Raw genomic sequence first — 23,632 nt, forward strand, 5'->3', positions numbered from 1 at the left:
ATCAATGCGGTTGGCTTTTTTATATTTCGAAAAAGGAGGCGATCTAACATGGCGCAAGAGCGCGAAGTTGGCGAGTTATCAGAGAAATTAAACATTGATGTTTCCGAAGCTATTACCGGTTTAAAGACGATTCAACGTGAAGCGAGGAAAGTATCGCAGGTACTTTGGGAGTTGGAGGCACAGAGTAACGGAGGTGACAGCGATAACTAACATTCTAGTAATCCATCGTTCAACAGGTGAAGAAGTCACTGCAGACTATGTTGTGACTAATCGCCGTCAAGCTACGGCATATCGCAAGCGCAAAGAAGCCGAGCAATACGAAATTACTGACGTAGGTAAGCGTTGGGTCGCCAGTTATCACGATCCGATTCGTAGTATCATAAAAAATCTATCGTTATTTGAGGCAGGAGCAATCGTTAAGTTGCTTCATTTTTGCGTTTTGTGGAAAAACAATGCGGATTCAAAAAATCACTTTGATTTTAACTCGCATACATTGGTAAAAACGATTATAAGGAGGTCGGTACGATATGGTACTGGCTTATGTTTCAAACGATGATTCCGAAACAATATCAGTCATAGATACGAAAACCCACTCTATTATCGCTACTGTATCTGTAGCAGGATCCCCGGACACTATAGCGTTCACCTCTGACGGTAAAATAGCTTATGTGTTGTTTTCAGAAGGCGCAAGTGATATGGCTTTTGTAGCTGTAATCGATGTCAAAACACACTCTGTAATTGCTTCAGTACCACTAGGGATAGACTTGGATTTTGTTAATGTTATAAAATTTTCGTCAGATGGAAAGTTTGCTTATACAACGAATGCAGGCTCGAATAACATATCGGTTATTGACACGAAAACGCACTCTGTTATCGCTACTGTGTCAGTGGGAGGAAGCCCTGTGTTTGTCGATTTTACTCCGGATGGAAAACTCGCTTACGTTGTGAATAGGAGTTCGAATAACATTTCAGTCATTGATACGAAAACACACTCCGTTATAGCTACAGTGCCAGCAGGGGAGAATCCGGTAGATTTGGCATTTACTCCGGATGGAAAGTTAGCTTATATAGCTAATGAAGGAACGGATGATAATCCAAGTAATACTGTGTCAGTAATAGATACAAAAACTCATTCAGTTATCGCTAATGTGAGGGTAGGAAATGAACCACGCGATGTTAAAATAACACCGGATGGGAAACTTGCTTATGTAGTGAATACTAGCGATGCCTCAGTTTCGGTCGTTGATGTGAAAACTAACACTACTATCGCAACTGTGGTTGTAAGTGCTGGAAGTGCGCCCCCGACAGGAATCTCCATTTCACCGGATGGAAAGTTAGTATACATCAATGCTTCGGAAGGAGATGCGGTAACGGCAATAGATGCGAAAACTCATGCTGTGGTAGGGACAGTTCAAGTGGGTAACAATCAACTTTTCTCTGAATTTACTCCGGATGGAAAACTTACTTATGTTGGAAATGCTACTCAAGGAACAGTTTCGGTAATCGATGTAAAAACCCATTTAGTTATAGCAACCGTCGACGTTGGAGATAGACCGATAGCTATTGCATTTACACCGCAGTAATATAACTTAACTTAACTTAACTTAACTTAAACTAAATTCACGCTCGCCACCAATAATATTTCAAACCTATTTAGGTAAAATAAGCATCTACTTTGGGTGCTTTTTTTATTTTGTAATAACGGAGATGACAGGGTAACTAACATTCTAGTAATCTATCGTTCAACAGGCGAAGAAGTCTCGGCTGATTACGTTATAACTAATCGCCGTCAAGCTGTAGCATTGCAGGCGTAAGGAAGCCGAGCATTAAAAGTGCATATTTTTTCGTAATCCTTATCACAGTATATAGAGATTTTACCAGGATAGTTAATTGCTTACATCGAAATAAAAACGGACGCCCTCAGCAATATAATTTTGGTTGAGGGCGATTGTTTTATTGATTAGGTACCGATGTACTGATACATCTCTCTATTGTTCTAAATGAGTATTCAATCCTACAAGCATCATCATCATCCACACAGTTCGCTGTAATATCAGTTACATTTGGAAAAGAAAAACTTATAGAGTTGCTATTATCGACTAAATTGGCTAGGGGTCGAATATTTTTAGTTATAACCGAACCATTTGTTGTTATATTTATTTCAAGCCCATCACCAGTCAATAAAGTAATAGTTCCACATAAAACCCCAGTAGGAGTAGAAGCTCCACAGTAAATTTGAAATTGGTCGGTATCTTCTACAACATAAGTTCCCATAAAATCACAAGTAGGAACCGGACAATCGCAACAAACGGTCTTTTCTGACGTGGTAAGCGTCTTAGTACTACCGCAACACGATGATTTTGAAACATACGCGCTCATTATTCTACCTCATTTCATAGTTTGTTTGGGGTATTGTATGGTTAATTAACTCGTTTTGATTAGACGGATGAGTAAATATTTTGGTGTTTTATAGCTAATCGCAATCAACGAGGTTGGCTTTTTTATTTTAATTAATTTGAAAGGGGGGTATTTAAAAATGGTTACTTGGATATCAGAATCTTTGAAAAAGAAGTTATTTGAAATGTTATCAAATGGAGAAAAGATTAATCCTCAGAGTATAGGATACTTAGAAGGGTATTATAGATGCGAAAAAGGTATACGGCTCTTATGAGAAGTTCTTAAAAGAATACGGACTAATTCCTGCTGCACACTTCCATAGAAATAGGGTCCTATGCGCAAATAATAGTAACGCAACCCATCATTGATGTCGGTTGAGGTCGTACGTCCAATCACAGTAAAATACGAGCATATTATATCGTAAATCTGTGATTATGGAGGTAGTACGATGACTCAGTATAAGAAAGTAAGTACATGTTGTGGAAGTACAGTTGTAAAGGAAGAAAAAGAGTGTGTATGTCCGTGTTTTCAAACGTTACCTGAAAATATTACGGCTAACTTTTCGGTAAGTAGTAACAATACATCATCGGAATTATACAATGGTAAAGCAATTGGGATTATAGGTACGCTCTTATTACAAGGACCGTCTGCGGGAGATGAAGTAAGGGTTGACTTTTTTTCAAATGGTACGTTAAACAAGTCTATATCTATAACTTTCAATGATTTTAACAAATTTTTCACATGTGACAACGTAACTAGAATTGAAGTAGTGTATGTGAGTGGCCCGGGCACAGTTGATGGGTTAATGCGTTGGGGTGGAGTGAGTGAGCCTTGTAAGTAAAGAAGTCTTCACTTCGCACCCTGCTCACGGTACCTCGAACACTTTGGTCGGATTAATAGTGTCATACCTCAACAATATTGACCGTTTTCCGGTGCTGATAATAGGGCGGTGTTAATTATGAAATATGGATACGAGCGAGTGTCAACGACAGGGCAACTAATGCACGGTACTTCACTGGAAACCAATGAGAACTGTTGGAGCAAGCAGGAGCAGAAGTGATATACTCGCATGTTTATACCGGATCTAAAGGTGATCGACCTCAATTTAAAGAGTTATAGAATAAGATTGCCACAACCGACACGCTTATAGTTACAAAAGTAAACAGATTTGAACGGTCAACGGTAGAGGGAGCCTAATTAAAGAACTGTTTGAGTACGGTGTGAGGGTGAACATATTGAATCTTGGCGTATTGAAAATACACAGACAGGCCGATTAATATTTATCGTATTCATGAGCTTCGCTGAGTTTGAGAGTGATATGATTATTGAACACACACAGCAAGGAATGGATAGCGCTAGACAACGTAGTGATTATGTCGAAGGTAAACCGAAGAAACAGCAGGAAACAAATAGAGCATGCGTTAGAGTTACTAGAGAGTAATTCAGATAAACAATTTGAGGAAGTAACGTGCATAAGTAAGAGTACATTAAGACGGGTTAAGAGATTGAAGGGAAAAGGCGGTCAATCATGCCGGTCTTTTTTATTTTTCTGACCCCCAAGCGCCCCTAGCGAATAGCCATTATCAGACAGAAGAACAATGCAGATTCAAAAAATCACTTTGACCTTGCACTCGCATACAATGTAAGAAAAGAAATAAGGAGGTCGGTACGATGGTACTGGCTTATGTCGTGAGTAACGGGCCTGACACTATATCTGTAATCGATACGAAAACTCATTCTCTTATCGCTAGTACGTTAGTGGGTGGTGACCCTAATGATGTTGCGATATCACCTGATGGGAAAATTGCATATGTCACAAATAGAAGGTTTCAAAGTAACACCATGTCCGCGATTGATACAAAAACTCATTCAGTCATTGCTACTGTAGCGGTAAATGCTCCCACGTTTGCTGTGGAGTTTACCCCTGACGGCAAGTTAGCTTATGTTACGGATAACATTGATTCCATTTTTGCAATAGATTCAAAGACACATTCTGTTATTGCTACTATTTTTTTAGACGATAATACAGATGTCATAGAGTTTACCCCGGATGGAAAGCTAGCTTATGTTACAGATGGTTCTAGTATTTCTCCAGACGACGTAGTGTACGTAATTGATACTAAGACACATTCCGTTATTGCTATCGTTGGTGTAGGAGAGAACCCTAATAATATTGCGATTACTCCGGATGGAAAACTAGCTTATGTCACAAACGAACAATCTAATAATGTGTCGGTAATAGATACGAAAACGCACTCCATTATTGCAACTGTTCTCGCAGGAATCAGACCACAGGACGTAAAGTTTACTCCGGATGGGAAACTAGCTTATGTCGTAAATCAAGGAGATGATTTAACAGGTGGTTCCGTCACAGTAATCGATGTGAAAACGCACTCCGTTGTCGCTACGATTCCGATAGCTAATCCGGGCGACAGTCCAAGTAATATAGCGATATCACCTGACGGGAAACTTGCTTATGTAGATACTTTTAACGGAAATACAGTGACGGCTATTGATGTAAAAACACACTCAATTATAGCTAACGTTGCTCAATTAGAAAATAATCTCCGTTTCGTAGAGTTCACTCCGGATGGTAAATTTGTGTATGTGGGTAATGAGGGCGAAAACACAGTAAATGTAATTGATACGAAAACTCATTCGGTAATCTCAACCGTTTCTGTCGGGAGTAACCCAGTTGCTATCGCATTCACACCACATTAAAATAATCTAACCTATTAGAAGATCACTTTGACTTTTACTCGCATACACTACTAGAAACGAATTAAGGAGGTCGGTACAACATGGTACTGGCTTACGTGACTAGTTTGTTTTTTCAGGATCCCGTTACTGTAATCGACACTAAAACCCATTCGATTATCGCGAAAATACCTGTACAACAGAACTTTACTGATAAAATAGCCATAACCCCGGATGGAAAACTAGCATATATAACGAGTAGTATTACAAATATTCCAAGCAACGTTACAGTCATTGACACGAAAACTCATTCCGTTATTGCATCCATCCTTGTTGGCGTTCAGCAGAGCGATATAGCAATAACGCCGGATGGAAAACTTGTGTATATCACGAACTTAACATCCGGAACTGTGTCCGTAATTGATACGAAGACCCACAGCGTAATAGCAACAGTAACTGTAGGGAGTTCTCCAAGCAATGTTAAGATAACGCCGGATGGAAAACTGGCATGTGTAACAAACTCAGGGAGCGTGTCAGTAATCGATACGAAGACCCACAGTGTAATAGCCACTATATCTTTAGGAAATAGTCCGCTTGGTAACAATATAGTGATATCACCTGATGGAAAACTCGCATATGCTACGAGTAGTAGTGGTCAGGGGACTGTATCTGCCATAGATATCAAAACTCATTCAGTAATTGCTTCTACAAATGTGGGAAGCGGCCCAACTAATATAGGGGTAACACCCAATGGGAAATCACTTAATATTCCGAATACATTTTCAAATAACGTGTCTGTTATTGATACGAAGACACATTCTTTGATTGGTACAGTAAGTGTAGACGGACTTCCTCGAAACATTACGATATCACCTGATGGAAAAATTGCTTATGTAATAACACAAAGTAATGGTACAGGGGTAATTGATCTAAAGACAAACTCTCTCATAGCAACAATCCAAACAGGAAGCAATCAGCTATTTGTAGCATTCACTCCGAGTGGAAAATTCGCTTATATTGGCGGCGTTAACACTGTCTCAGTTATTGATGTGAAAACACATAATATTATTGCGTCTGTAATTGTTAATCCTCTAGCGTCGGAAATAAGATCAATAGCGTTTACGCCGAACTAATCCAACCTAAATTCACGCTCGCCTTGCAGACATTATTACCTCTAACAATTTATTATAAAATCTACATGTGACCATTCAAGTCCCGAAAAGCTCACCCCTTCTTAATCTAGCTGCTAGAGCAAGTATTATCAAAAAGACATAATTTATATAGCATAGCATTTTTATATTTGCATATTTGCGAACTTCACACCACCTCTACTCTTCGGAGTGGAGACTTTTTTTATTGCATCGAAAATACATTTGTACATAATCAAAAGATAATTTCGTCTGAGATAGTCACAGCAACACTACTAAACATACTGGACATCATGTTCACGATGTTTGAATTACATAAGCAAGTTTACCGTCCGGGGAGAAGGCGACACTACCTGCTGGAAACCCAACTGGTACCGTTGCGATCACGTTATGCGTTTTGACATCTATGACAGAAACAGTGGCAGAACTAGTATTGGTAATATAAGCGAGTTTACCATCTGGTGATATAGCAATACCCTGTGGAGAGTTCCCGACCTGCACTGTGGAAATTACCCTGTGTGTTTTGACATCTATTACAGAAACAGTAGTAGACACGCTATTCGTGACATAAGCGAGTTTACCGTACGGTGTGAAGGCGACGACAGATGGTGCAATGCCAACCTGTATAGTTGATATTACACTATGCGTTTTGACATCTATCGCAGAAACATTTCCTAATCCTCTATTTATTACATAAGCAAGATTACCATTTGGAGTGAAGGTAACATCAAATGTTCCAAACCCAACCTGTATAGTTGATATAACGCTATGTCTTTTCACATCTATGACAGAAAGAGTGGCAATATTACTATCCGTGATATAAGCAAGTTTACCGTCCGGTGTGAAAGCGACGACAGATGGTACGGCTCCAACCTGTATAGTCGATATCATACTATGCCTTTTCACATCTATGACAGAAACTGTTCCAGCCCCTCCATTTATCACATAAGCAAGTTTACCATCTGGTGTGAAGGCGACATCAGTTGGGTTGTTCTCAACCTGAACAGTAGCAATCACACTATTAGTTAACACATCTATGGCAGAAACAGTAGTAGACCCATTATTAATGACATAAGCAAGTTTACCGTCTGGCGTGAAGGCGACAAAAAATGGATCATCCCCAACTTGAACAGTAGCAATCACACTATTAGTTAACACATCTATGACTGAGACAGAGTTAGACCCGCTATTTGGGACATAAGCAAGTTTACCATCTGGCGTGAAGATAGATGATAAAATTTCAGCGTTTCCAACAGGTAGCACGGTAATGACGGAATGCGTTTTCACATCAATCACAGCCGTCGTCAAATGAAACCACCTCTTTTAAATACTTATTATAATAAAAGTATGAGAAATAAGGTTGGCTTATTCGTTACCTACTAATCAATAGTGTATGTTTTGTACAACTATTAAATAAGTTTATTACCATAAATTCGTTGATGACAAATTAAGATTAATATAATAAGATTGAGCAAAATATTTATGAGTGGAGGAAAGTATGTTCAGTACTGTAATGTGGTCAATTTACTTGATCTTTCTAGTAGCTTCAACTATTGGTTTTTTATTCATGGAAAAACTCAAAACAAAAAGGCAAAAACTAGATTTAGTAATAGGGATAATTACTTTTATTGGTTTATTTGGATATATATATAATATTCAATTGTTAACTCCTTTTATTTGGATGATTGTATTTGTAGGTGCATTAATATGGGAGATAACAGGAATCTTCTTTCCTGCAGGTTATAAACTGGAACCATCTATTAAAGAAAAAATAATTGGCTTTCTAGGAAGTATTCCACTTTTTTATGGTTTGTTTCAATATGCATTTTAAATACAAGTGAAAGACATAACTGAAATTTTGTTGAACAACTATTTCTTCATTGAATGCACTAACAAATCAGGAAAACATAATATGTATTACACTGGTATGATGACATGAAAGCAGCCCCACTTTTTGATAGAGTAGGGCACTTCTTATGTTTACTTCTCTTTTTGAAATGTAGTGACATTGATACATCGACACGTACTTGTAAGAATTAAAAATGCTGGTTTACATTTATTGTATAAAATAGATAATCTATACGTATGACAGCCAATAGTGGAGTATCACATACTGTATAGCTTGGGGTCAATGTGAAATTGTCCTGTCTCTCATCGGACATAGGGTAACTACACAGTGTAATAGCATTCCCATCTGTTATGCGTTCAACTACATACAGTATACCAAAAGCCTATGGTCCACTGACAATGGCTTGTAAGTCTACCATAGTATCAACCTTGGCAACCCAATCTTTTTTTTGGCACACTTATTGTAGCTGTTGTTAAAATTATAGGGACAAATACTGACCCTTCCATACCATCACTTAATGTAAATTGACCAAACTGACAATTACAAAATAGGTAGAAACTTGACATATTACGTTTCATAATCGTACATACAACATTACGCGCAAAGTCCTTTTCGACTATTTCTATTTTGTATAACCTCAGGAAATTATTAAACTATTTCAAGTAAATTCAATGGTGAATATCGCTAAGAACGTACAGTATCACAAGAGATATGTAAAGGCACATCTTTGAACATAAGGAAAACAATACAAATAATAACGGGCTCATCACTTGCTATAGCTGTAAATGCATTTCCGTTATGATCTGTTACATCTACTTCTAGCTCTTTATTTGGATATACATTGAGGTTGTGTAAATTATTGTTATCTTTGTATGTTGGCAAAGAAGGTAATAAGGTTTTAGCTATTGATAAATCAGAAGAATAGTAAGGAACATTTTCGTCATGTAACTCTTTTTCTGAAACATTTTGCAATATAGATTCTATTTTGTAATCCATGTTTCTACTGCTGAATATAGGAATCTGAAATTTTTGTTTGTTTTCATTTATTTGAATATTTAATTTAGGAGAATTTAGGCTTTTGTTATTTTCCTCATGTTTTTCTTTTAGTAGTTTCTTAATTGTTATTTCTGTTCTAATCCCTTCGAGGGTTTGCTGGTGATAAATCAAATATGCGATCAAAACAGAAGCGAATACACTAGAAACAGTCTCTATTTCCCCTACTTCTAAATCAATATATTTTTCTACAAGTTCTGGTGATACAATCAAGATTATAATAGTTCCGAAGAGGAAATTAGTAATTATTAAACCTCTTCTATTGGATACGATTTGTTTTTTTATTTTTTTTTCAGATACTGTTTTATGAAATTCGTCATAATTATATATTTTATATTGCCTAAAAATAAAAAAACAAATAAGTAAACCTAATGCTAATGTTTCTAATCCATTCATTAAAACCTACCATCCCTTACAAGAATTTAAAAGTAAATTTATAACATAATAATAATCTATCATTTCTTATAATTTTGAACAATGAAAAAGTATTTTCGAACTACTAATAATAGTTTGAAGTACAGTTTAATTAATAATCGAAACTTTGTGTAAAAGTGTGCTGACTAAAATCGTTTGGGGTATTATTAACCGAATACATAACCATATGAGTATCATACGAAAGCGGAAACGTATTTATGATCACTATATCAAATTCACACGCAACAAAATTTGATGTACTAGCCGAAATATGGCAGAAACTATAATTCTATTGTGACGAACACGGTAAAATATACGTCAAATTAGTGACAAAAACCAACAATCACCTAACGGTAGATAGACTTTTAAGGTTATGTTAATATGAGGCTACAAGTGATCACAGAGTGCCTGGACTGCTTGAATTATGTCTTTGTCAAATAATCTGGTAGACCTGTTTCTGTAACTCCTATTGGTGCTTGTTTTGAAAAGCATATTTCGTAAACTTTGTTTCTAAACTAAATTTAATTGTAAACGTGTTTAATTTTTAGTACGATAAACCATTTTTATGAGAAAACAGTCTTACGTAAAGATGGCGGTTGTTAAGAAATTATATTTAAGGTAAATATTAGTACTTTAGAATAAATATCATAAGGGGTGTTCAACAAACGGGACAGAATTATAAGGATATTGATTTATAGTGAAGAGAGCAATGTGAATTTTAGGAGTGGAAAATGATGACTAATAATAAAAATATAGGTTCTAAGAATATCCCTTTTAGATTGATTGAACAAAAAGAAGAAGCAAATAGCTTAGCAATTGTCCTACCTGGGGCTGGTTACTCAACACAATCTCCTTTGTTACACTATACAACGGGGTTATTTTACAATAAAGGTTTTGATGTATTACACATTAATTATTCATTTAATAGGCAAGAGATGTCTGCACTTAATGAAAGGGATTTCGCAAGAGGTGTTCAACTTACAATTGACAACGCAATTAAGGACAAGAGCTACAGTAAATATTATGTAGTAGCAAAATCAATTGGTACAAAAGCTTTAAGCTATTTGTTGGATAATACAATGTTGAAAGATGCTAAAGTAGTATGGTTGACACCGTTAATACAAAATGATTACGTATTTAATGCAATGGTTAACAGTGAAAATAAAGGGCTTTGTATTTTTGGAGAAAAAGATAGTTCTTGTTTTATTGTGGAACGCTTCGATGAATTGAAAAACAATCAAAACCTTATATTAAAAGTGGTTGATGGTGGAAATCATAGTTTAGAACTTGATAAAGACCCTATAAAATCTATTGATATATTAAAAAGTGTAATTTGTGATATTAATGAGTTTTAACGATACGCATACAAGGACCTTAGATTGTCATATCATTAATATGGATTTTGTATTATGTTATTACACCTCAAAAGCGACTAACTGTACACGATAGACCTGTTTTTTCCAGATAGGGTGAAGTATATTAACTATACTACATATGGTATTCCGATTTACCCATAATAGTATGAAAAATATACAGAACTATGTCCATTCTAAGGGGGATTGGGTATCGGTGTTCAAATAGTAAGAGAAGAATGAAAAAGTGTAAAAAATAAAGTGGTTTTTCACTTCTCATATATACAATTATTGGTATAATATTAGGGGAGTTTTTAAGGGGGAGAAATAATATGAAAAGAACACTATTATTATCAATTGTAATATTTCTAACTATATTTGCTTCAGCATGTAGTCAAGAAAAAGCAAGTGATGGTAAAGAAGATGTAGGAAAAGAAGTGGAGTCGGGAGATAATTCAAAAGATGTTGAGAAAGAAAATGAAACGGAGTCAATTGAAGTAGATAAGGGGTTGTTAAATGTTGAAGTAACCTTACCAAACTCGTTTTTTGAGGGAGAAGACATGGACAGTATTAAGGCCCAAGCAAAAGAAGATGGCATAAAAGATGTCATACAAAATGATGACGGCACTATTACTTATGTAATGTCAAAGTCTAAACATAAAGAAATGATGGATGAAATTAAAGATAGTATACTTATGACCGTCGAAGATTACAAGAATAATGGAGACTTCCCTTCAATTAAAGATGTATTACATAATGATTCATTTTCAGAATTTACATTAGTAGTAGATCAAGAAAACTACGAGAACAGTTTTGATAGTTTTGCTCAACTAGGATTGGGAATGTCAGGTATGTACTATCAACTATTTAATGGTGTTGATCCAGAAAGTTATGATGTAACGATCTTTGTTAAAAACGAAACTACTGGTGATGTATTTAAAACGGTTGTTTATCCTGATGCTTTGGACGAAACAGAATAATAATGAAGTGTTATAAAAAAGCGCTCTTATAGAGTGCTTTTTTACTTAGCTTTGTAAGTTAAATTATATTAATTGAGAAAGGAGCTTTGCTAAAGAAAAAGTGATAGTTATTAATTTTAATTGGAAATGCCACCTTGTTCATTATTTTCCTTGTCTCTTTCTTCTAAATATCTCTCATATGCTTCTTTTACTCTATCTGTTTTAGGTGCTATTTTTAAAAGTCTTTTGTTTAGATCGTTAAGTAAGTACAGACCTCTAAATAAACAACCAAGAACGATACCCGAAACAATAATCATAGCAAATGGACCAGTTATAACGAATAAAATAGAGCTTAACATAATTGCTCAATTATCGTTAATAGCAAAATCACATGAATAACCCACTTATAATTCTATAATTATACACTAAACGAAAGGAGGAGATGGAATATTCAAAATAAGCAAACAGATTCCACCTAAAGTCGATGATGACCGGCTAGCGAAATATATACGAGGTAGATGGTCCTTTAACGGTAAGTAAATCAAGTATAACAGCAACACCCTTCATTAATTCAATGGGATATTACCCAATAAAACAACTAGCTGATTACATTCAAATTAAGATAGTTATATAGCTTTCGAAAATGATCTGCACCATTTTGTAGCTTTTTTGAATTTCTATATACACAGGGAGCACATAAATGATGTTTCTATTAAGGCTGTATCAAGGTGTACAATTACTAGTAGTAATCGTTAAATCCCAACCTTCTGCAATATTACCTGAGTCATCAGGGAATGCATCAAAAACGAAAAGACTCCAAACGCCGTTAGGATTTGAAAAATTAAACGTACTTAACATTGAGCCGAAAGATTGATTAGTAGGCGCTGGTGGTGGTAATGGAACTAATTCGCCTAAATAATTTGCTGGTTGAAATGTACCAGTAGTAAGTGGCAAAAAGAGTGGAATGATGCTTGATCCCATATCATCAAAGGTAAGGGTTATATCGTCCACTTTACCAAATCCTGCTCCTGCCATAATTGTGGCATTTCTACCATCAGGAGCAACTAATAAGATGATAAGGTCACCGACAAATGTGTGACTTAAGTTATTAATGGATATAACTACTTTCACAATTTTGTCTGTAAATCCAGAGACGAATATATTTGATGGATAAGGAATAGCTGTTCCTTCTTCTGGAATTTGTATAGGAGTGGAATTTTGAAATTTTTTTGTGGTAAAAACGCAATTTGATTTTGGTGCAATTCTACAACGGTATATAGGTGGTGTTTTTGACATGAGTTCACCTTCTAAAGGTATTTATTAATATACAATGGTTAAATAATAACAGTTGTATAGGTTGCTATCCTTAAGAAGGAGTGGAATTTTTCAAAAGGAAGAAGTTGTACATTTGTCATTGTGGAAAGAGCCTGATAGTGGGGAATATTTACTTCAATACTGGTGAGAGCACAAATTGTTTGTAGCTAATAGAGTAGTTTTGAGGAAGAATTATGAGAGAACATGGCTTTTAAGTAACAAGAGGATACACTTAAGTTGACTTATATTTTTATAATTGCTTATATGGAGGGTTCTAATTATACATTATGGAAAGTGGTCGTTTGAGTTATTGATACTTGTAAATGAGATTTAATATATACATTTAAACAATGTCTTGTAAAATATAAATTTGATAGGCCAGCTGTCCATTTATAGGTGTAGGGACTTCCTCCTAGGAAAATCATAGAGGTGGAAGGTGGATTCGAAGTGATACACCTTTCAATGATATCCAAATTGTAGTTACCTAAGCAATTCTGTCCTGCATCCCCAGAACATACTACTCGGTGCAGGAATATTAATAGGGGTTTCCACCACAGGAAAGGTTAATTTTTTTATAGTTGAAAAATATTATAGCAATTAAGATGAATGGTAGTAAAAATATTAAAAGGTTTTTATAGTGTCTTCTCCTGCTCATAAAAATTTACGACAGCTTTTGCCATATCATATATATTTTTCTTTAAACTGTTAGGGTGTATAATTTTTATTTGATCTCCGAAGCCTAAAATATACTCTTTTGCTTCTTGTTCTGCATCAAAGCTAAGTTTAACAGGAATCCATCCATTTTCTAAAGGAGGTTCTACCTGTAAAATTTGTACAAAACGTCCAGGAAACTTTATTCTTTGAATGATACAGGGTGATACTTCTACATTCACCTCGTATTTCGGAAGGCTTTTAATAAATTCTGTTGTTGAAGAACTCCAATAATGTGCCAAATTAAAGTCATTTGGTCGGTCAAATTCTTCCTGTGTTAGTGTTGCAGACTGCATTCGTGAAGCACGGTAGTTTCTGAATTTTCCATCGGAGTGCGCTACTACATACCACGTACTACCTTTAGCGACTAAGCCTAATGGGTTTACAATTCGTTCAACACATTGTCCATCTGCACGTTCATACTTAATATGTAGTTTCCTTTCATCCCAAATCGCTTGTTGTAAAGTTTTAAAAGATTCAATTTTTTCAGTTGACTGTCGCCAAGTACTAGTATCTACATGGATACGGTTCCAAATATCATTCGTATTTCGCTCATAGGAGTTAGGAACAGAGGCAAGAATCTTTTGCCGTGCTTCATGCCAATCTTTTGCTAAACCTAGGTCAGTAAGTAACTGTAGTGATGGAGAAATTAACAAAGACATTATTTCATTCGCTTTCATACCAGTTAAATTTGTCTTGTATTTATCAAGTAATGTCCAACCTCCTGATTTACCACGTTCTGCAATAACAGGAATTCCCGATATACTTAATGCTTCCATATCACGATGAATCGTACGTTCTGATACTTCTAATTCCTGTGATAATTGTTTAGTTGTTAGTTTTCCTTTATTTTGTAACAACAGTAAAATGGAAATCAATCTATCTGCGCGCATAAATACCCCCTAAAAATTACAATAACAGAATAATTATAATATGACATAAGGTGACATCATTAAGTATTATACTATTCTTATCAAAAAAGTGGAGGTTGATTACATGAAACAATTAACAGGAAAAATAGCCGTAGTTGCTGGAGGAACAAGGGGAGCTGGGCGTGGAATTGCAATGATGCTTGGAGAAGCAGGAGCAACGGTTTATGTAACTGGAAGAAGTACGAGAGGTAATTTATCTTCAATGGGAAGGACAGAAACGATTGAAGAAACAGCAGAGCTCGTTAATAGTAAAGGTGGAATAGGGATACCAGTTAGAGTTGACCATACGGTTGAAGACGATGTGAAATCTTTGTTTAATAAAATAGAGGAAGAACAAAATGGCAAGCTTGATATTCTCGTTAATGATGTTTGGGGAGGGGATCCACTCACCCAATGGGAGACCCCTTTTTGGGAACATGATTTAGATAATGGGCTTCTTATGCAGAGAAGAGCGGTACATTCTCATATGATTACTAGTCATTATGGTGTTCCGCTTATGGTTAAAAATCAGAACGGATTAGTTATCGAAATAACAGATGGTGTGAGCTATGATTATCGAGGAAATTTATATTACAGTTTGGCAAAGATTTCAACCATCCACCTAGCACAAGCGATGTCAAAAGATTTAGAGGATCATAATATTACAGCAGTAGCGGTGAGTCCTGGATATTTACGTTCAGAAGCTATGTTAGATTGGTTTGGTGTCACTGAAGAAAATTGGCAAGAAGGTGCTGCTAAAGATCCACACTTCATCGCTTCTGAAACACCATTTTTTATCGGTAGAGCGATTGTAGCACTCGCAAGTGATCCGAAGGTACAAAACAAAACTGGCAAAGCACTTAGCTCTTGGGAATTATCAAGAGAGTATGGATTTAAAGATATTGATGGAAGAAAGCCTGATTGGGGTAAATATTTTGAAGAAAATGTTCAAAAAAATCAATAGATCACTCGGTTACTTGACTTGACGCAATTCTTGAATAGAATCGCGTTTTTTTTTTCTATGATTTAGATATAATTAGCACAATTGCTTCCTAAATCTTTGGTAATGAATATCACCTTCTATTTCCTGCTATTGTTATATACTATCTATTCTTTCCTTAGCACGAATGCTAAAAAATAGATGTTCATTTTTCGTATGCACAATGTCTATATCTTATTTATAATTTTATATATGTACAGTGAAAATACATCCAAGATGACAAACTATAGAGCAATAATAGTGTAACGAAGGTAAAATTGTATTAATATCCGATAGAAAAAAATGTTTTTACAATAGGCTGTTTTCACATTGAATGTTGTTTTTCATACTAGGTAAAAAACACGAATACAGCTATCGTTCGTGACAACTTTTGTTTGCTAAAGTTTAAAAACATCTTATAAAACATACTTCTCATATTTAGTGAAGTTTAGCAACAAAGTTTACGAAAAGAGCCTTACAATAATATTGCACTGATAAAATGAGGGATCTGAAATGGTTAATGATGAAGCTTTAAAAAAACAATATTACGAAGCATTGCTAGCAAGAAATTCATCATATGATGGTATTTTCTTTGCTGGAATTAAGACTACAGGTGTATTTTGTCATGCGACATGTCCCGCTAGAAAGCCTAAATATGAAAATTGCAATTTCTATACAACAGCTGAAGAAGCACTTTTAGCAGGATTTCGTCCTTGTAAGAGGTGTCATCCAATGTCCTATCCTAAAGAAATATCTCCGCTTGTACATCAAATGATACAGCTTGTTGAGGAAAATCCAGAAAAAAGGTGGAAGGATGCTGATTTCTCAAAGTTAGGGCTCCATGCAGCTACCGCTAGAAGACAATTTAAAAAATTTTATGGTATGACCTTTGTACAATATGCGAGAGCTAGAAGAATGGGAATTGCAATGAAATCGATAAGAACAGGTGAAAAAATTATCAATGCTCAAATAGATGTAGGGTATGATTCTTCTAGTGGTTTTCATGATGCATTTTCCAAAATTATGGGAAAATCACCGACAAAGTCTAAAAGTGTAAAAATGCTATATGCAAACTGGATAGATACTAAATTAGGACCGATGGTAAGTATAGTAGATGATGATTATTTATATTTACTTGAATTTGTGGATCGTAGAGGCTTGGAAAGAGAAATTGAACGTTTGCGAAATAAGTTAAACGCTTCAATCATTCCAGGAGTAAATAAAATATCAAAACAGATTGAAGAGGAAATCACAAATTATTTTACAAAAAAACTAACAACATTTAAAACCCCGATCATCTTACTAGGGTCTGAATTTCAAAAAACTGTCTGGAATGAACTGTTAAAAATTGAATTTGGAAAAACGACTTCATATAAAGAACTAGCTACCTTAATTAATAATCCAAGATCTGTCAGAGCCATTGGTAACGCAAATGGTGCCAATCAATTAGCAATCATCGTACCATGTCATAGGGTTATCCAATCTAACGGAGGTTTAGGCGGATATGGTGGCGGTTTAGAAAGAAAAAATTGGTTGCTAAACCATGAAAAAACGTATAATAACTCACTGTCCAACAAACCAAATTAACCTGAATTATCAAAGCTTTTTTAGAATGCAAGGATGAAATTTTTACCCTTGCATTCTTTTAGTAAGTACAAAATAGTTTCAAAGTTCATTTCTTAGGCTGTTTTCGTATGGATTGTTGCTTTTCGTACTACGCAATAAACTACAAAACTAAAGTTCGTGACATCTTTTCTTGTGTACAATAAGGACTAACAATATAAAACCAATTTTATGTTGCTAATTTGATAACATTAGCAACAAAGTTAACGAAAAGAGCCTTTCTCTATTACGCATTTGGTGCTCGATACACTTCTTCAAATGGTTGTACTACAACAAAGCCACTACCGCTAAACTTCATTTGAAAACTTTCTCCGCTTCCTCGACCAAACAAACTTTTAAATTGAATATCAGTAACAATATCAGGAGTTAAATTACTAGACCAAGCGATAGTAGAATTTGGGTCTGTCATTACTGGGTTATCAGGGGTTACTTCTAAAGTAAGAGGCTCATAATGACTAGTAAAGGCAATAAGACCATGTCCTTCTAAACGAACATTAAATAGTCCACCTGCTAACATACCAGCAATTTTACGAATCATTTTAATATCCCATTTAACAGTTGACTCGAAAGCCAAAATATCATTTCCATTAATAGAAATAGCTTCTCCATCAAGATTAATAATGTAGATCTTTTTCCCACTATCAGAAAAATATACTGTGCCGTTTCCTGATGCTTTCATCAAGCTAACGCCTTCTCCGGTAAATTGTTTTTTAAACATTTTACCGATGCCATGCTCTAAAATGCTTTCTCTTACAAATTTAACTTGGCCCTTGTAAGAAGTCATGGAACCCACTTTTGCCCAAACTTCTCCATCTAAATTAACTTCTAACATCCGGGGACTTTCTAGTTCAAATACACCTTGATTTTTTTCCTTTTGCTTCGTTTGATCTACAAACTCTTGAATAGAATATCGCTGATTCAAATAAAACCCCTCCTGAAAAAAATATTATGAAACAAGATGGATATCGAAAGCGTTATTAAGGAAAATACTTTTGTAATATGTCTCTGTAATTAAGATAGCATAAATCAAATTGTTGTGATGTAGAATTTTGTCATTCATTTTATCGGTACATAAACTCATATTTGGTGCCGATAATTTAGTTTTTTATCGGTCAAATTTTATAATATATGGGTCAAATCCACGGGTTTATTGGTCAAATTCATGAATTAATGGGTCAAATCCCTGAATCCATCTATCGTGTCAAAGATATAACAAATAGAGAAGAATTTAATGATTTAGATTGTACCAATTCCCTCTTGTAGAGTTGGTTATGGTTACTTAAATGAGTTCAATTTTCTTTTGAGAAGTTCCAGTTCACAAAGAAAATCCCAATAAAAATGAGTAGTCCACCTAAATAAACATACCATTGAACAATTTCGTCAAGCAGTAACCATCCAAAAAGTACTCCAAAAAAAGGAGCTAAAAATAAAAACGCACTCGTTTTACCTGGGTCACCTTTATTGAGAAGGTAATACCAAGTTGCAAATTGAACGATAGAACCCATAATAGCTAAATATAGGACAATTGATATAGATTCAATATTTATGATCATTTTTGGGGATTCAAGTATGATGCTCAATAGTAAGAGTACCAACCCACCAAACAGCATTTGATAAGCTGTAAGTACCCAAATATCAAAATGAGATCCCCATTTTTTAACTAATATAGTTGCTATAGCCCAAGAAAGTCCTGCTCCAAGCCCTAAAAGTGTTCCAGTTTGTAATTGTAAGTGAAACCCAAATGTTACTATTACTCCTAGAAATCCTATTAAAACTCCAATCCATTGATATAATCGGTATTTAATTTGTAGAAAAATGGTACCGAGGATTACTACAAGAAGTGGATTAATAAATGTGAGAATAGAAGACTCACCCGCTGTAATCGTTCTTAGGCTTAGAAATATACATCCCATAACACCTGTAGTTTGAAAGAGTCCTATAATAAATATCTTCATCCAACTGTCCTTGGGTGAATGTAGCTTTTTATTCTTAACCCAAAGAGACATTATTAATCCAGCGATTGTAAAGCGTAACCCAACTAAAAGAAATGGTGATATATATGCCAGGCCCATTTTTCCTATCGCAAAAGAAGATCCCATCAGTGAAGTAGCAAGTATTACTAGTAATGTGTAAACAATTGGATTCATAAGTTCCTCCGAATTAACTATTATATTTAATGATAAGGTCAGTCTTTTAGAACGAAGTAATTGTTCTAAAAAACGGATACAACAATCGTTTCTTAGCATCTTTTCTTCTAAGAAACAATTGCATTATGCCCGCTTTTATTGTAGGAATATTGTATAAATAACAACAAAAAGTAAATATATGCTGTTTTCACATAAATTGTTTCTAGTCGTATTCAGAAGTAAACTCATACACAACTAAAGTCGTGGCACCTCTTCTTCTGTACAGAGATGACTAACAATATAACAATGCTTTTTATAGTACTAAACGGACAGCAACAGCATCAAAGTTTAAGAAAAGATCCTAAATAAAAGAGCTGATAAAAAATATTTACTGTATGAGTAGCTTAACATGTATATAATAAAATCATAATCGAAATATGGATGTAAAGTTATTTTTTCACTAACTAAATGGATATGTTCTAAACAAATGAAAATGTAGACTATAAATGAGAGGAAAGATTAATATGAGTGGAAGACCTGATATAGCAAAGGTTGCCAGCCTTGTGAGCGAAAATTCTCGTGCTGCAATACTGACAGTTTTATTAGACGGTAGATTTCACCCTGCAAGCGAACTAGCGTATATGGCACAAATTAAACCTCAAACTGCTAGTTTTCATTTAACTAAAATGGTTGATGCCAACTTAATTACTATGGAAAAACACGGGAGACACAGGTATTATGGTATTCGTAATCAGGAAGTTGCCCAAGTGATGGAATCTCTACTTTCAATAGCTCCACGAACTGAAATTAGGTCATTAAAACAAGCTTCTGAAGATAAAGCAGTACGTTTTGCACGAACTTGTTATGATCATCTTGCAGGAAGCTTAGGTATACAAATAACAGACTCTTTAGTTAATTCAGGTATTCTTTGTAATAACACCACAGAGTTTGAGGTGACAGACAAAGGAGAAGAATTCTTTGCATCTTTTCAAATTAATCTTCAGGAAGTTAAGAATAAGCGTCGTGCATTTGCACATAAATGTTTAGATTGGAGTGAAAGACGTCACCATCTTGCTGGTGCATTAGGAAATGCTCTGCTAGAAAGAATTTTGGAGTTAAACTGGATTCAACGCTCACCCAATTCCAGAGCTATAACAATCACTACTGCAGGTAAGAAAGGATTTAAAGACATATTCATGATTGATGTTTAAAGCAGCTGTCACTAGTACTGAACGGTATTTAATATGACTGTTTTCACATTTCATTCTTTCTTCTCTATAGAGCTAAATTTTAGGGCAGGTTGTCGATTATAAATCATGCGAATGCCTTTAATTCTAGAAAACAATAATGATAAGAGTGAGGAATATTTTGGACTTTTCCACTTTGCCATTTCTGTAGACTCAAAAAACTGTCAACTCATTAATAGAATGGTTATAAAGCTGTCAGTGAACCTAGAGGTACAGGAGATTGATATTATGAATGTCATTATAGATCTTGCTGGAAATAGAGTTGAAAAAACCATTAAGGATCATTAAGTATAAAAATAACTTTACTACATGTAAATAAATGAGGTACAATTTTTTTGTTACGTAAATAGAAGATAATGTTAATTTCTTTACATTGGATTGGAGTATTATTTTGAAGATGATGTTACTTTTTTATTAATACGGGCTTGAAACAAAAGCTCGTATCGATTTTATAGCTATCGATACGAAATTATATATTTCGGGAGGTAGCAAAATGGAACAAATTTGTTTTGAATTGAAAAATATTGAAATGACTTATTTAGATAAAAGGGTATTAAAAATAGAACGATTAGCTGTTCATCAATTTGATCGAATTGGAATTGTGGGGAAAAATGGTGCCGGGAAAAGCACATTAATCAAGTTGCTTTCTGGGATTGTTCAACCTTCAGTTGGGAAGGTACATCGCTATGTAGAGCATGGGTATTTTGAGCAAATGTCAGCACCTACAACTGATGAAGCAGACTCATCATTACTTGGAAGGTTAGCTGTTCCACAATATTCTAACCATTTAAGTGGTGGAGAGCAAACAAGGCTAAAATTAGCACAAATGTTTACACATTATTATGAAGCATTACTAGTTGATGAGCCGACCACTCATTTAGATCAAGAAGGTATTTCATATTTACTCGATGAATTGAGATATTTCTATGGGGCACTGGTAATCGTTAGTCATGACCGTGCCGTACTTGACGAGCTCACCACATCTATTTGGGAAGTTGACGAAGGAGAAGTACAAGTATATACAGGTAATTACAGCGAGTATGTAGAGCAGAAACAATTAGAACGTGAACAGCAAATTCAAGCTCATGCACAATATATGAAAGAACAGAAGCGTCTAGCAAAAGCAGCGCAAGAAAAAATGAAAAAGGCCGAAAAAGTTGCACAAGCCGGAAGTATGTCAAGGAAAGAAGCGAAGGCTAAAGCGAACCGAATGTTTGAATCGAAGTCTAAAGGGACATGCCAAAAAGCAGTACATCGCGCCGCAAAAGCAATTGAACAACGTAAAGATAGGCTAAAGCATGTGGAAGCAGTGAAAGAGGAAAAGCAAATTGTATTTCACCAATCAAAAGCATTGGAATTGCACAATAAATTTCCAATTATGGCTGATAGATTTAGTCTCGAATTGGAAGATCGTAGATTGTTAGATGGAGTTAGTTTTCAACTCCCTTTAGGGAAAATAATAGCGATAACTGGTGAAAATGGAAGTGGTAAAAGTACACTATTAAAGCACATTGCCAGCCATGCTGTCGGTTTGACCATTACACCAAAAGCGAGAATTGGCTACTTCCGACAAATGAGCTATCAATTTACAAGTGATGAAACGATACTGCAATTTATGAAAAATCGTTCGGAATATGATGAGGGGTCATTAAGAAGTGCTCTACATTCTATGCAATTTATAGATACAGATTTATTAAAAAAAGTGAAGACGTTAAGTGGTGGAGAAGCAATTCGTCTCCAGCTTTGTCTATTATTTTTAGGAAAATATAACATATTATTGCTAGACGAACCTACCAATTTTTTAGATATCAGGACTATTGAAGCATTAGAACGATTTATCTGCGCTTATAAAGGAACAATCATATTTGTATCACATGATACAACGTTCATAAAGAATGTGGCAGATTTACGTTTAAACATTTCTGATAAAAAATTGCAACAACAGTGTTTATGAGTTAGCATATATGGAAGGTTAGATCATACGTACTTTATATGATTCACATTTTCGAGAGAATTTACAATCACACGAGTGGAAAAGACGATCAATGTATAAATTGTATTTTGTAGAGGCTGTTCTTCGCATTAATTGATGCTTTTCCTAATAAGTACTAAACACGTATATATTTAACGATCGGTGCTCTTTTCACCATTTAAAACTTTAAAATTACATTTAAGTGAAAACAACAAAGTTTCGAAAAGAACCTTTGTAGAAGAGGACTTGTAAAATGTCCTCTTTTCTTTTTGGGGAATGATCCCAAATAGTAAAAGAAGGCACTATAGAAGATGAAATGGCACTCCTTTATCTTTTTCTGGCAGAAGACTCTCACCTCAAGGAATGAGAAGGTCGAAGCCCAATGAGTAGGTGTGAGATGAATGTCGGTTGGCGTCAGCCAAAACTATTGGTAGAATATACTTGTACAGATTGCTCTTTGAAAACTGAAGTTATGAGGTTGTTGTAGGAATTCGACTGCAACGTAAAATCTTCAACGCTCCATCGCCCACGCTCGCCGAAGTTGCGAAAACCAAGCTAAAGTAGGGAGCGTGTGAGTAAACGTACAAGCTTTGCTTTCAGGGTAGGGACTACCCGTAGAGTCTGCTAAATAACTTGAGGTTACGCTAGTGTTCGCAGGAATCTCCCACTTCAAGCGAAGCTAAGTGGTGAGTAGTTCAATGGTTATAAGTTTACTAAATGGAATCTGCTCTAAGAAGTTTTGGTCTTTGAGCAAGACAGTAAAATCCAGTCATTTCACCCACACATAAAATCATTACTCTTTGCTGTGACGATATCCTAATCGTAAATTACCTTTCTATATTTATCCTTTAATCATGTTCATTATTGTATGTCAGCGAAG

The 23,632-nt window shown here is 35.2% G+C and carries 23 protein-coding genes and 1 pseudogene; 16 read left to right on the plus strand and 8 right to left on the minus strand.

The window, feature by feature from the left end; genetic code table 11:
- Window positions 1-48: 48 nt before the first annotated feature.
- From ACSVDA_RS02380 to ACSVDA_RS02390, 3 genes are read left to right on the plus strand one after another with little or no spacing between them, the layout of a single operon-like run.
- A complete protein-coding gene (locus tag ACSVDA_RS02380; protein ID WP_485880533.1) occupies window positions 49-210 on the plus strand; it encodes a hypothetical protein in 162 nt (53 codons plus the stop codon).
- Window positions 194-556 (plus strand): hypothetical protein, encoded by a 363-nt coding sequence (locus ACSVDA_RS02385; RefSeq protein WP_485880535.1) that lies wholly within the window; start codon window positions 194-196, stop codon window positions 554-556. Before ACSVDA_RS02380 ends, ACSVDA_RS02385 begins: the two co-directional genes overlap by 17 nt.
- The gene (locus tag ACSVDA_RS02390; RefSeq protein ID WP_485880536.1) at window positions 528-1,583 is read left to right on the plus strand and encodes a cytochrome D1 domain-containing protein; all 1,056 of its coding nucleotides are present in this window, start codon (window positions 528-530) and stop codon (window positions 1,581-1,583) included. Before ACSVDA_RS02385 ends, ACSVDA_RS02390 begins: the two co-directional genes overlap by 29 nt.
- A gap of 370 nt (window positions 1,584-1,953) precedes the next feature.
- Here ACSVDA_RS02390 and ACSVDA_RS02395 read toward each other — a convergent pair whose 3' ends face one another.
- Window positions 1,954-2,379 carry a hypothetical protein gene (locus ACSVDA_RS02395; RefSeq protein WP_485880538.1) on the minus strand — a complete coding sequence of 142 codons (426 nt, stop codon included), beginning with the start codon at window positions 2,377-2,379 and terminating at the stop codon, window positions 1,954-1,956.
- Between the two features lie 157 nt (window positions 2,380-2,536).
- Here ACSVDA_RS02395 and ACSVDA_RS02400 point away from each other — a divergent pair, with 157 nt between their 5' ends.
- The 5 genes and pseudogenes from ACSVDA_RS02400 to ACSVDA_RS02420 all read left to right on the plus strand — a co-directional run bounded on the left by ACSVDA_RS02400 (window position 2,537) and on the right by ACSVDA_RS02420 (window position 6,227).
- Window positions 2,537-2,671, plus strand: a complete 135-nt coding sequence (locus ACSVDA_RS02400) for a hypothetical protein (RefSeq protein WP_485880540.1) — start codon at window positions 2,537-2,539, stop codon at window positions 2,669-2,671.
- Between the two features lie 174 nt (window positions 2,672-2,845).
- Window positions 2,846-3,238 (plus strand): hypothetical protein, encoded by a 393-nt coding sequence (locus tag ACSVDA_RS02405; protein WP_485880542.1) that lies wholly within the window; start codon window positions 2,846-2,848, stop codon window positions 3,236-3,238.
- Between the two features lie 117 nt (window positions 3,239-3,355).
- Window positions 3,356-3,950, plus strand: a pseudogene (locus ACSVDA_RS02410) (recombinase family protein).
- Window positions 3,951-4,068: 118 nt separating this feature from the next.
- Complete coding sequence (locus ACSVDA_RS02415; protein WP_485880543.1) at window positions 4,069-5,118, plus strand: YVTN family beta-propeller repeat protein; 1,050 nt, start codon at window positions 4,069-4,071, stop codon at window positions 5,116-5,118.
- 80 nt (window positions 5,119-5,198) lie between these two features.
- A complete protein-coding gene (locus tag ACSVDA_RS02420; protein WP_485880544.1) occupies window positions 5,199-6,227 on the plus strand; it encodes a cytochrome D1 domain-containing protein in 1,029 nt (342 codons plus the stop codon).
- A gap of 312 nt (window positions 6,228-6,539) precedes the next feature.
- On the opposite strand, the gene ACSVDA_RS02425 is transcribed toward ACSVDA_RS02420, so the two are convergent.
- On the minus strand, window positions 6,540-7,550 hold the full coding sequence (locus tag ACSVDA_RS02425; protein ID WP_485880545.1) for a cytochrome D1 domain-containing protein: 1,011 nt from the start codon (window positions 7,548-7,550) through the stop codon (window positions 6,540-6,542).
- A 190-nt stretch (window positions 7,551-7,740) separates the two neighbouring features.
- On the opposite strand from ACSVDA_RS02425, the gene ACSVDA_RS02430 reads away from it, so the two are divergent.
- The gene (locus tag ACSVDA_RS02430; protein ID WP_485880547.1) at window positions 7,741-8,073 is read left to right on the plus strand and encodes a hypothetical protein; all 333 of its coding nucleotides are present in this window, start codon (window positions 7,741-7,743) and stop codon (window positions 8,071-8,073) included.
- A gap of 702 nt (window positions 8,074-8,775) precedes the next feature.
- Here ACSVDA_RS02430 and ACSVDA_RS02435 read toward each other — a convergent pair.
- Window positions 8,776-9,540: a hypothetical protein gene (locus ACSVDA_RS02435; RefSeq protein ID WP_485880548.1), complete on the minus strand. Its 765-nt coding sequence runs from the start codon at window positions 9,538-9,540 to the stop codon at window positions 8,776-8,778.
- A gap of 752 nt (window positions 9,541-10,292) precedes the next feature.
- Here ACSVDA_RS02435 and ACSVDA_RS02440 point away from each other — a divergent pair.
- Entirely contained in the window at window positions 10,293-10,913 is a 621-nt protein-coding gene (locus ACSVDA_RS02440; RefSeq protein WP_485880549.1) for an alpha/beta hydrolase, read from the plus strand.
- 329 nt (window positions 10,914-11,242) lie between these two features.
- Entirely contained in the window at window positions 11,243-11,890 is a 648-nt protein-coding gene (locus ACSVDA_RS02445; protein WP_485880551.1) for a hypothetical protein, read from the plus strand.
- A 116-nt stretch (window positions 11,891-12,006) separates the two neighbouring features.
- On the opposite strand, the gene ACSVDA_RS02450 is transcribed toward ACSVDA_RS02445, so the two are convergent.
- The 3 genes from ACSVDA_RS02450 to ACSVDA_RS02460 all read right to left on the minus strand — a co-directional run bounded on the left by ACSVDA_RS02450 (window position 12,007) and on the right by ACSVDA_RS02460 (window position 14,787).
- Window positions 12,007-12,228 (minus strand): hypothetical protein, encoded by a 222-nt coding sequence (locus ACSVDA_RS02450; protein WP_485880552.1) that lies wholly within the window; start codon window positions 12,226-12,228, stop codon window positions 12,007-12,009.
- Window positions 12,229-12,592: 364 nt separating this feature from the next.
- Complete coding sequence (locus ACSVDA_RS02455) at window positions 12,593-13,165, minus strand: hypothetical protein (protein WP_485880553.1); 573 nt, start codon at window positions 13,163-13,165, stop codon at window positions 12,593-12,595.
- Window positions 13,166-13,815: 650 nt separating this feature from the next.
- On the minus strand, window positions 13,816-14,787 hold the full coding sequence (locus ACSVDA_RS02460; protein ID WP_485880554.1) for a helix-turn-helix transcriptional regulator: 972 nt from the start codon (window positions 14,785-14,787) through the stop codon (window positions 13,816-13,818).
- A gap of 103 nt (window positions 14,788-14,890) precedes the next feature.
- Between ACSVDA_RS02460 and ACSVDA_RS02465 the strand changes: the two genes are divergently transcribed.
- Together ACSVDA_RS02465 and ACSVDA_RS02470 are read left to right on the plus strand one after the other, a co-directional pair.
- On the plus strand, window positions 14,891-15,769 hold the full coding sequence (locus ACSVDA_RS02465) for an SDR family oxidoreductase (protein WP_485880555.1): 879 nt from the start codon (window positions 14,891-14,893) through the stop codon (window positions 15,767-15,769).
- Between the two features lie 528 nt (window positions 15,770-16,297).
- Window positions 16,298-17,371: a bifunctional transcriptional activator/DNA repair enzyme AdaA gene (locus ACSVDA_RS02470; RefSeq protein WP_485880556.1), complete on the plus strand. Its 1,074-nt coding sequence runs from the start codon at window positions 16,298-16,300 to the stop codon at window positions 17,369-17,371.
- Between the two features lie 262 nt (window positions 17,372-17,633).
- Here the strand turns inward: ACSVDA_RS02470 and ACSVDA_RS02475 are convergent, their stop codons facing one another.
- On the minus strand, window positions 17,634-18,329 hold the full coding sequence (locus ACSVDA_RS02475; RefSeq protein ID WP_250886781.1) for an AIM24 family protein: 696 nt from the start codon (window positions 18,327-18,329) through the stop codon (window positions 17,634-17,636).
- A gap of 367 nt (window positions 18,330-18,696) precedes the next feature.
- Window positions 18,697-19,554 (minus strand): DMT family transporter, encoded by an 858-nt coding sequence (locus tag ACSVDA_RS02480; protein ID WP_485880559.1) that lies wholly within the window; start codon window positions 19,552-19,554, stop codon window positions 18,697-18,699.
- Between the two features lie 503 nt (window positions 19,555-20,057).
- Between ACSVDA_RS02480 and ACSVDA_RS02485 the strand changes: the two genes are divergently transcribed.
- The 3 genes from ACSVDA_RS02485 (at window position 20,058) to ACSVDA_RS02495 (ending at window position 22,734) form a co-directional block, all read left to right on the plus strand.
- Entirely contained in the window at window positions 20,058-20,744 is a 687-nt protein-coding gene (locus ACSVDA_RS02485) for an ArsR/SmtB family transcription factor (protein WP_485880561.1), read from the plus strand.
- A 111-nt stretch (window positions 20,745-20,855) separates the two neighbouring features.
- Window positions 20,856-21,068: a hypothetical protein gene (locus tag ACSVDA_RS02490; RefSeq protein ID WP_485880563.1), complete on the plus strand. Its 213-nt coding sequence runs from the start codon at window positions 20,856-20,858 to the stop codon at window positions 21,066-21,068.
- 205 nt (window positions 21,069-21,273) lie between these two features.
- Window positions 21,274-22,734 (plus strand): Msr family ABC-F type ribosomal protection protein, encoded by a 1,461-nt coding sequence (locus ACSVDA_RS02495; RefSeq protein ID WP_485880565.1) that lies wholly within the window; start codon window positions 21,274-21,276, stop codon window positions 22,732-22,734.
- Window positions 22,735-23,632: the final 898 nt, after the last annotated feature.

This window comes from Cytobacillus sp. Hm23, from assembly GCF_051842895.1.
In the GTDB taxonomy this organism is placed as follows: domain Bacteria; phylum Bacillota; class Bacilli; order Bacillales; family SM2101; genus Nanhaiella.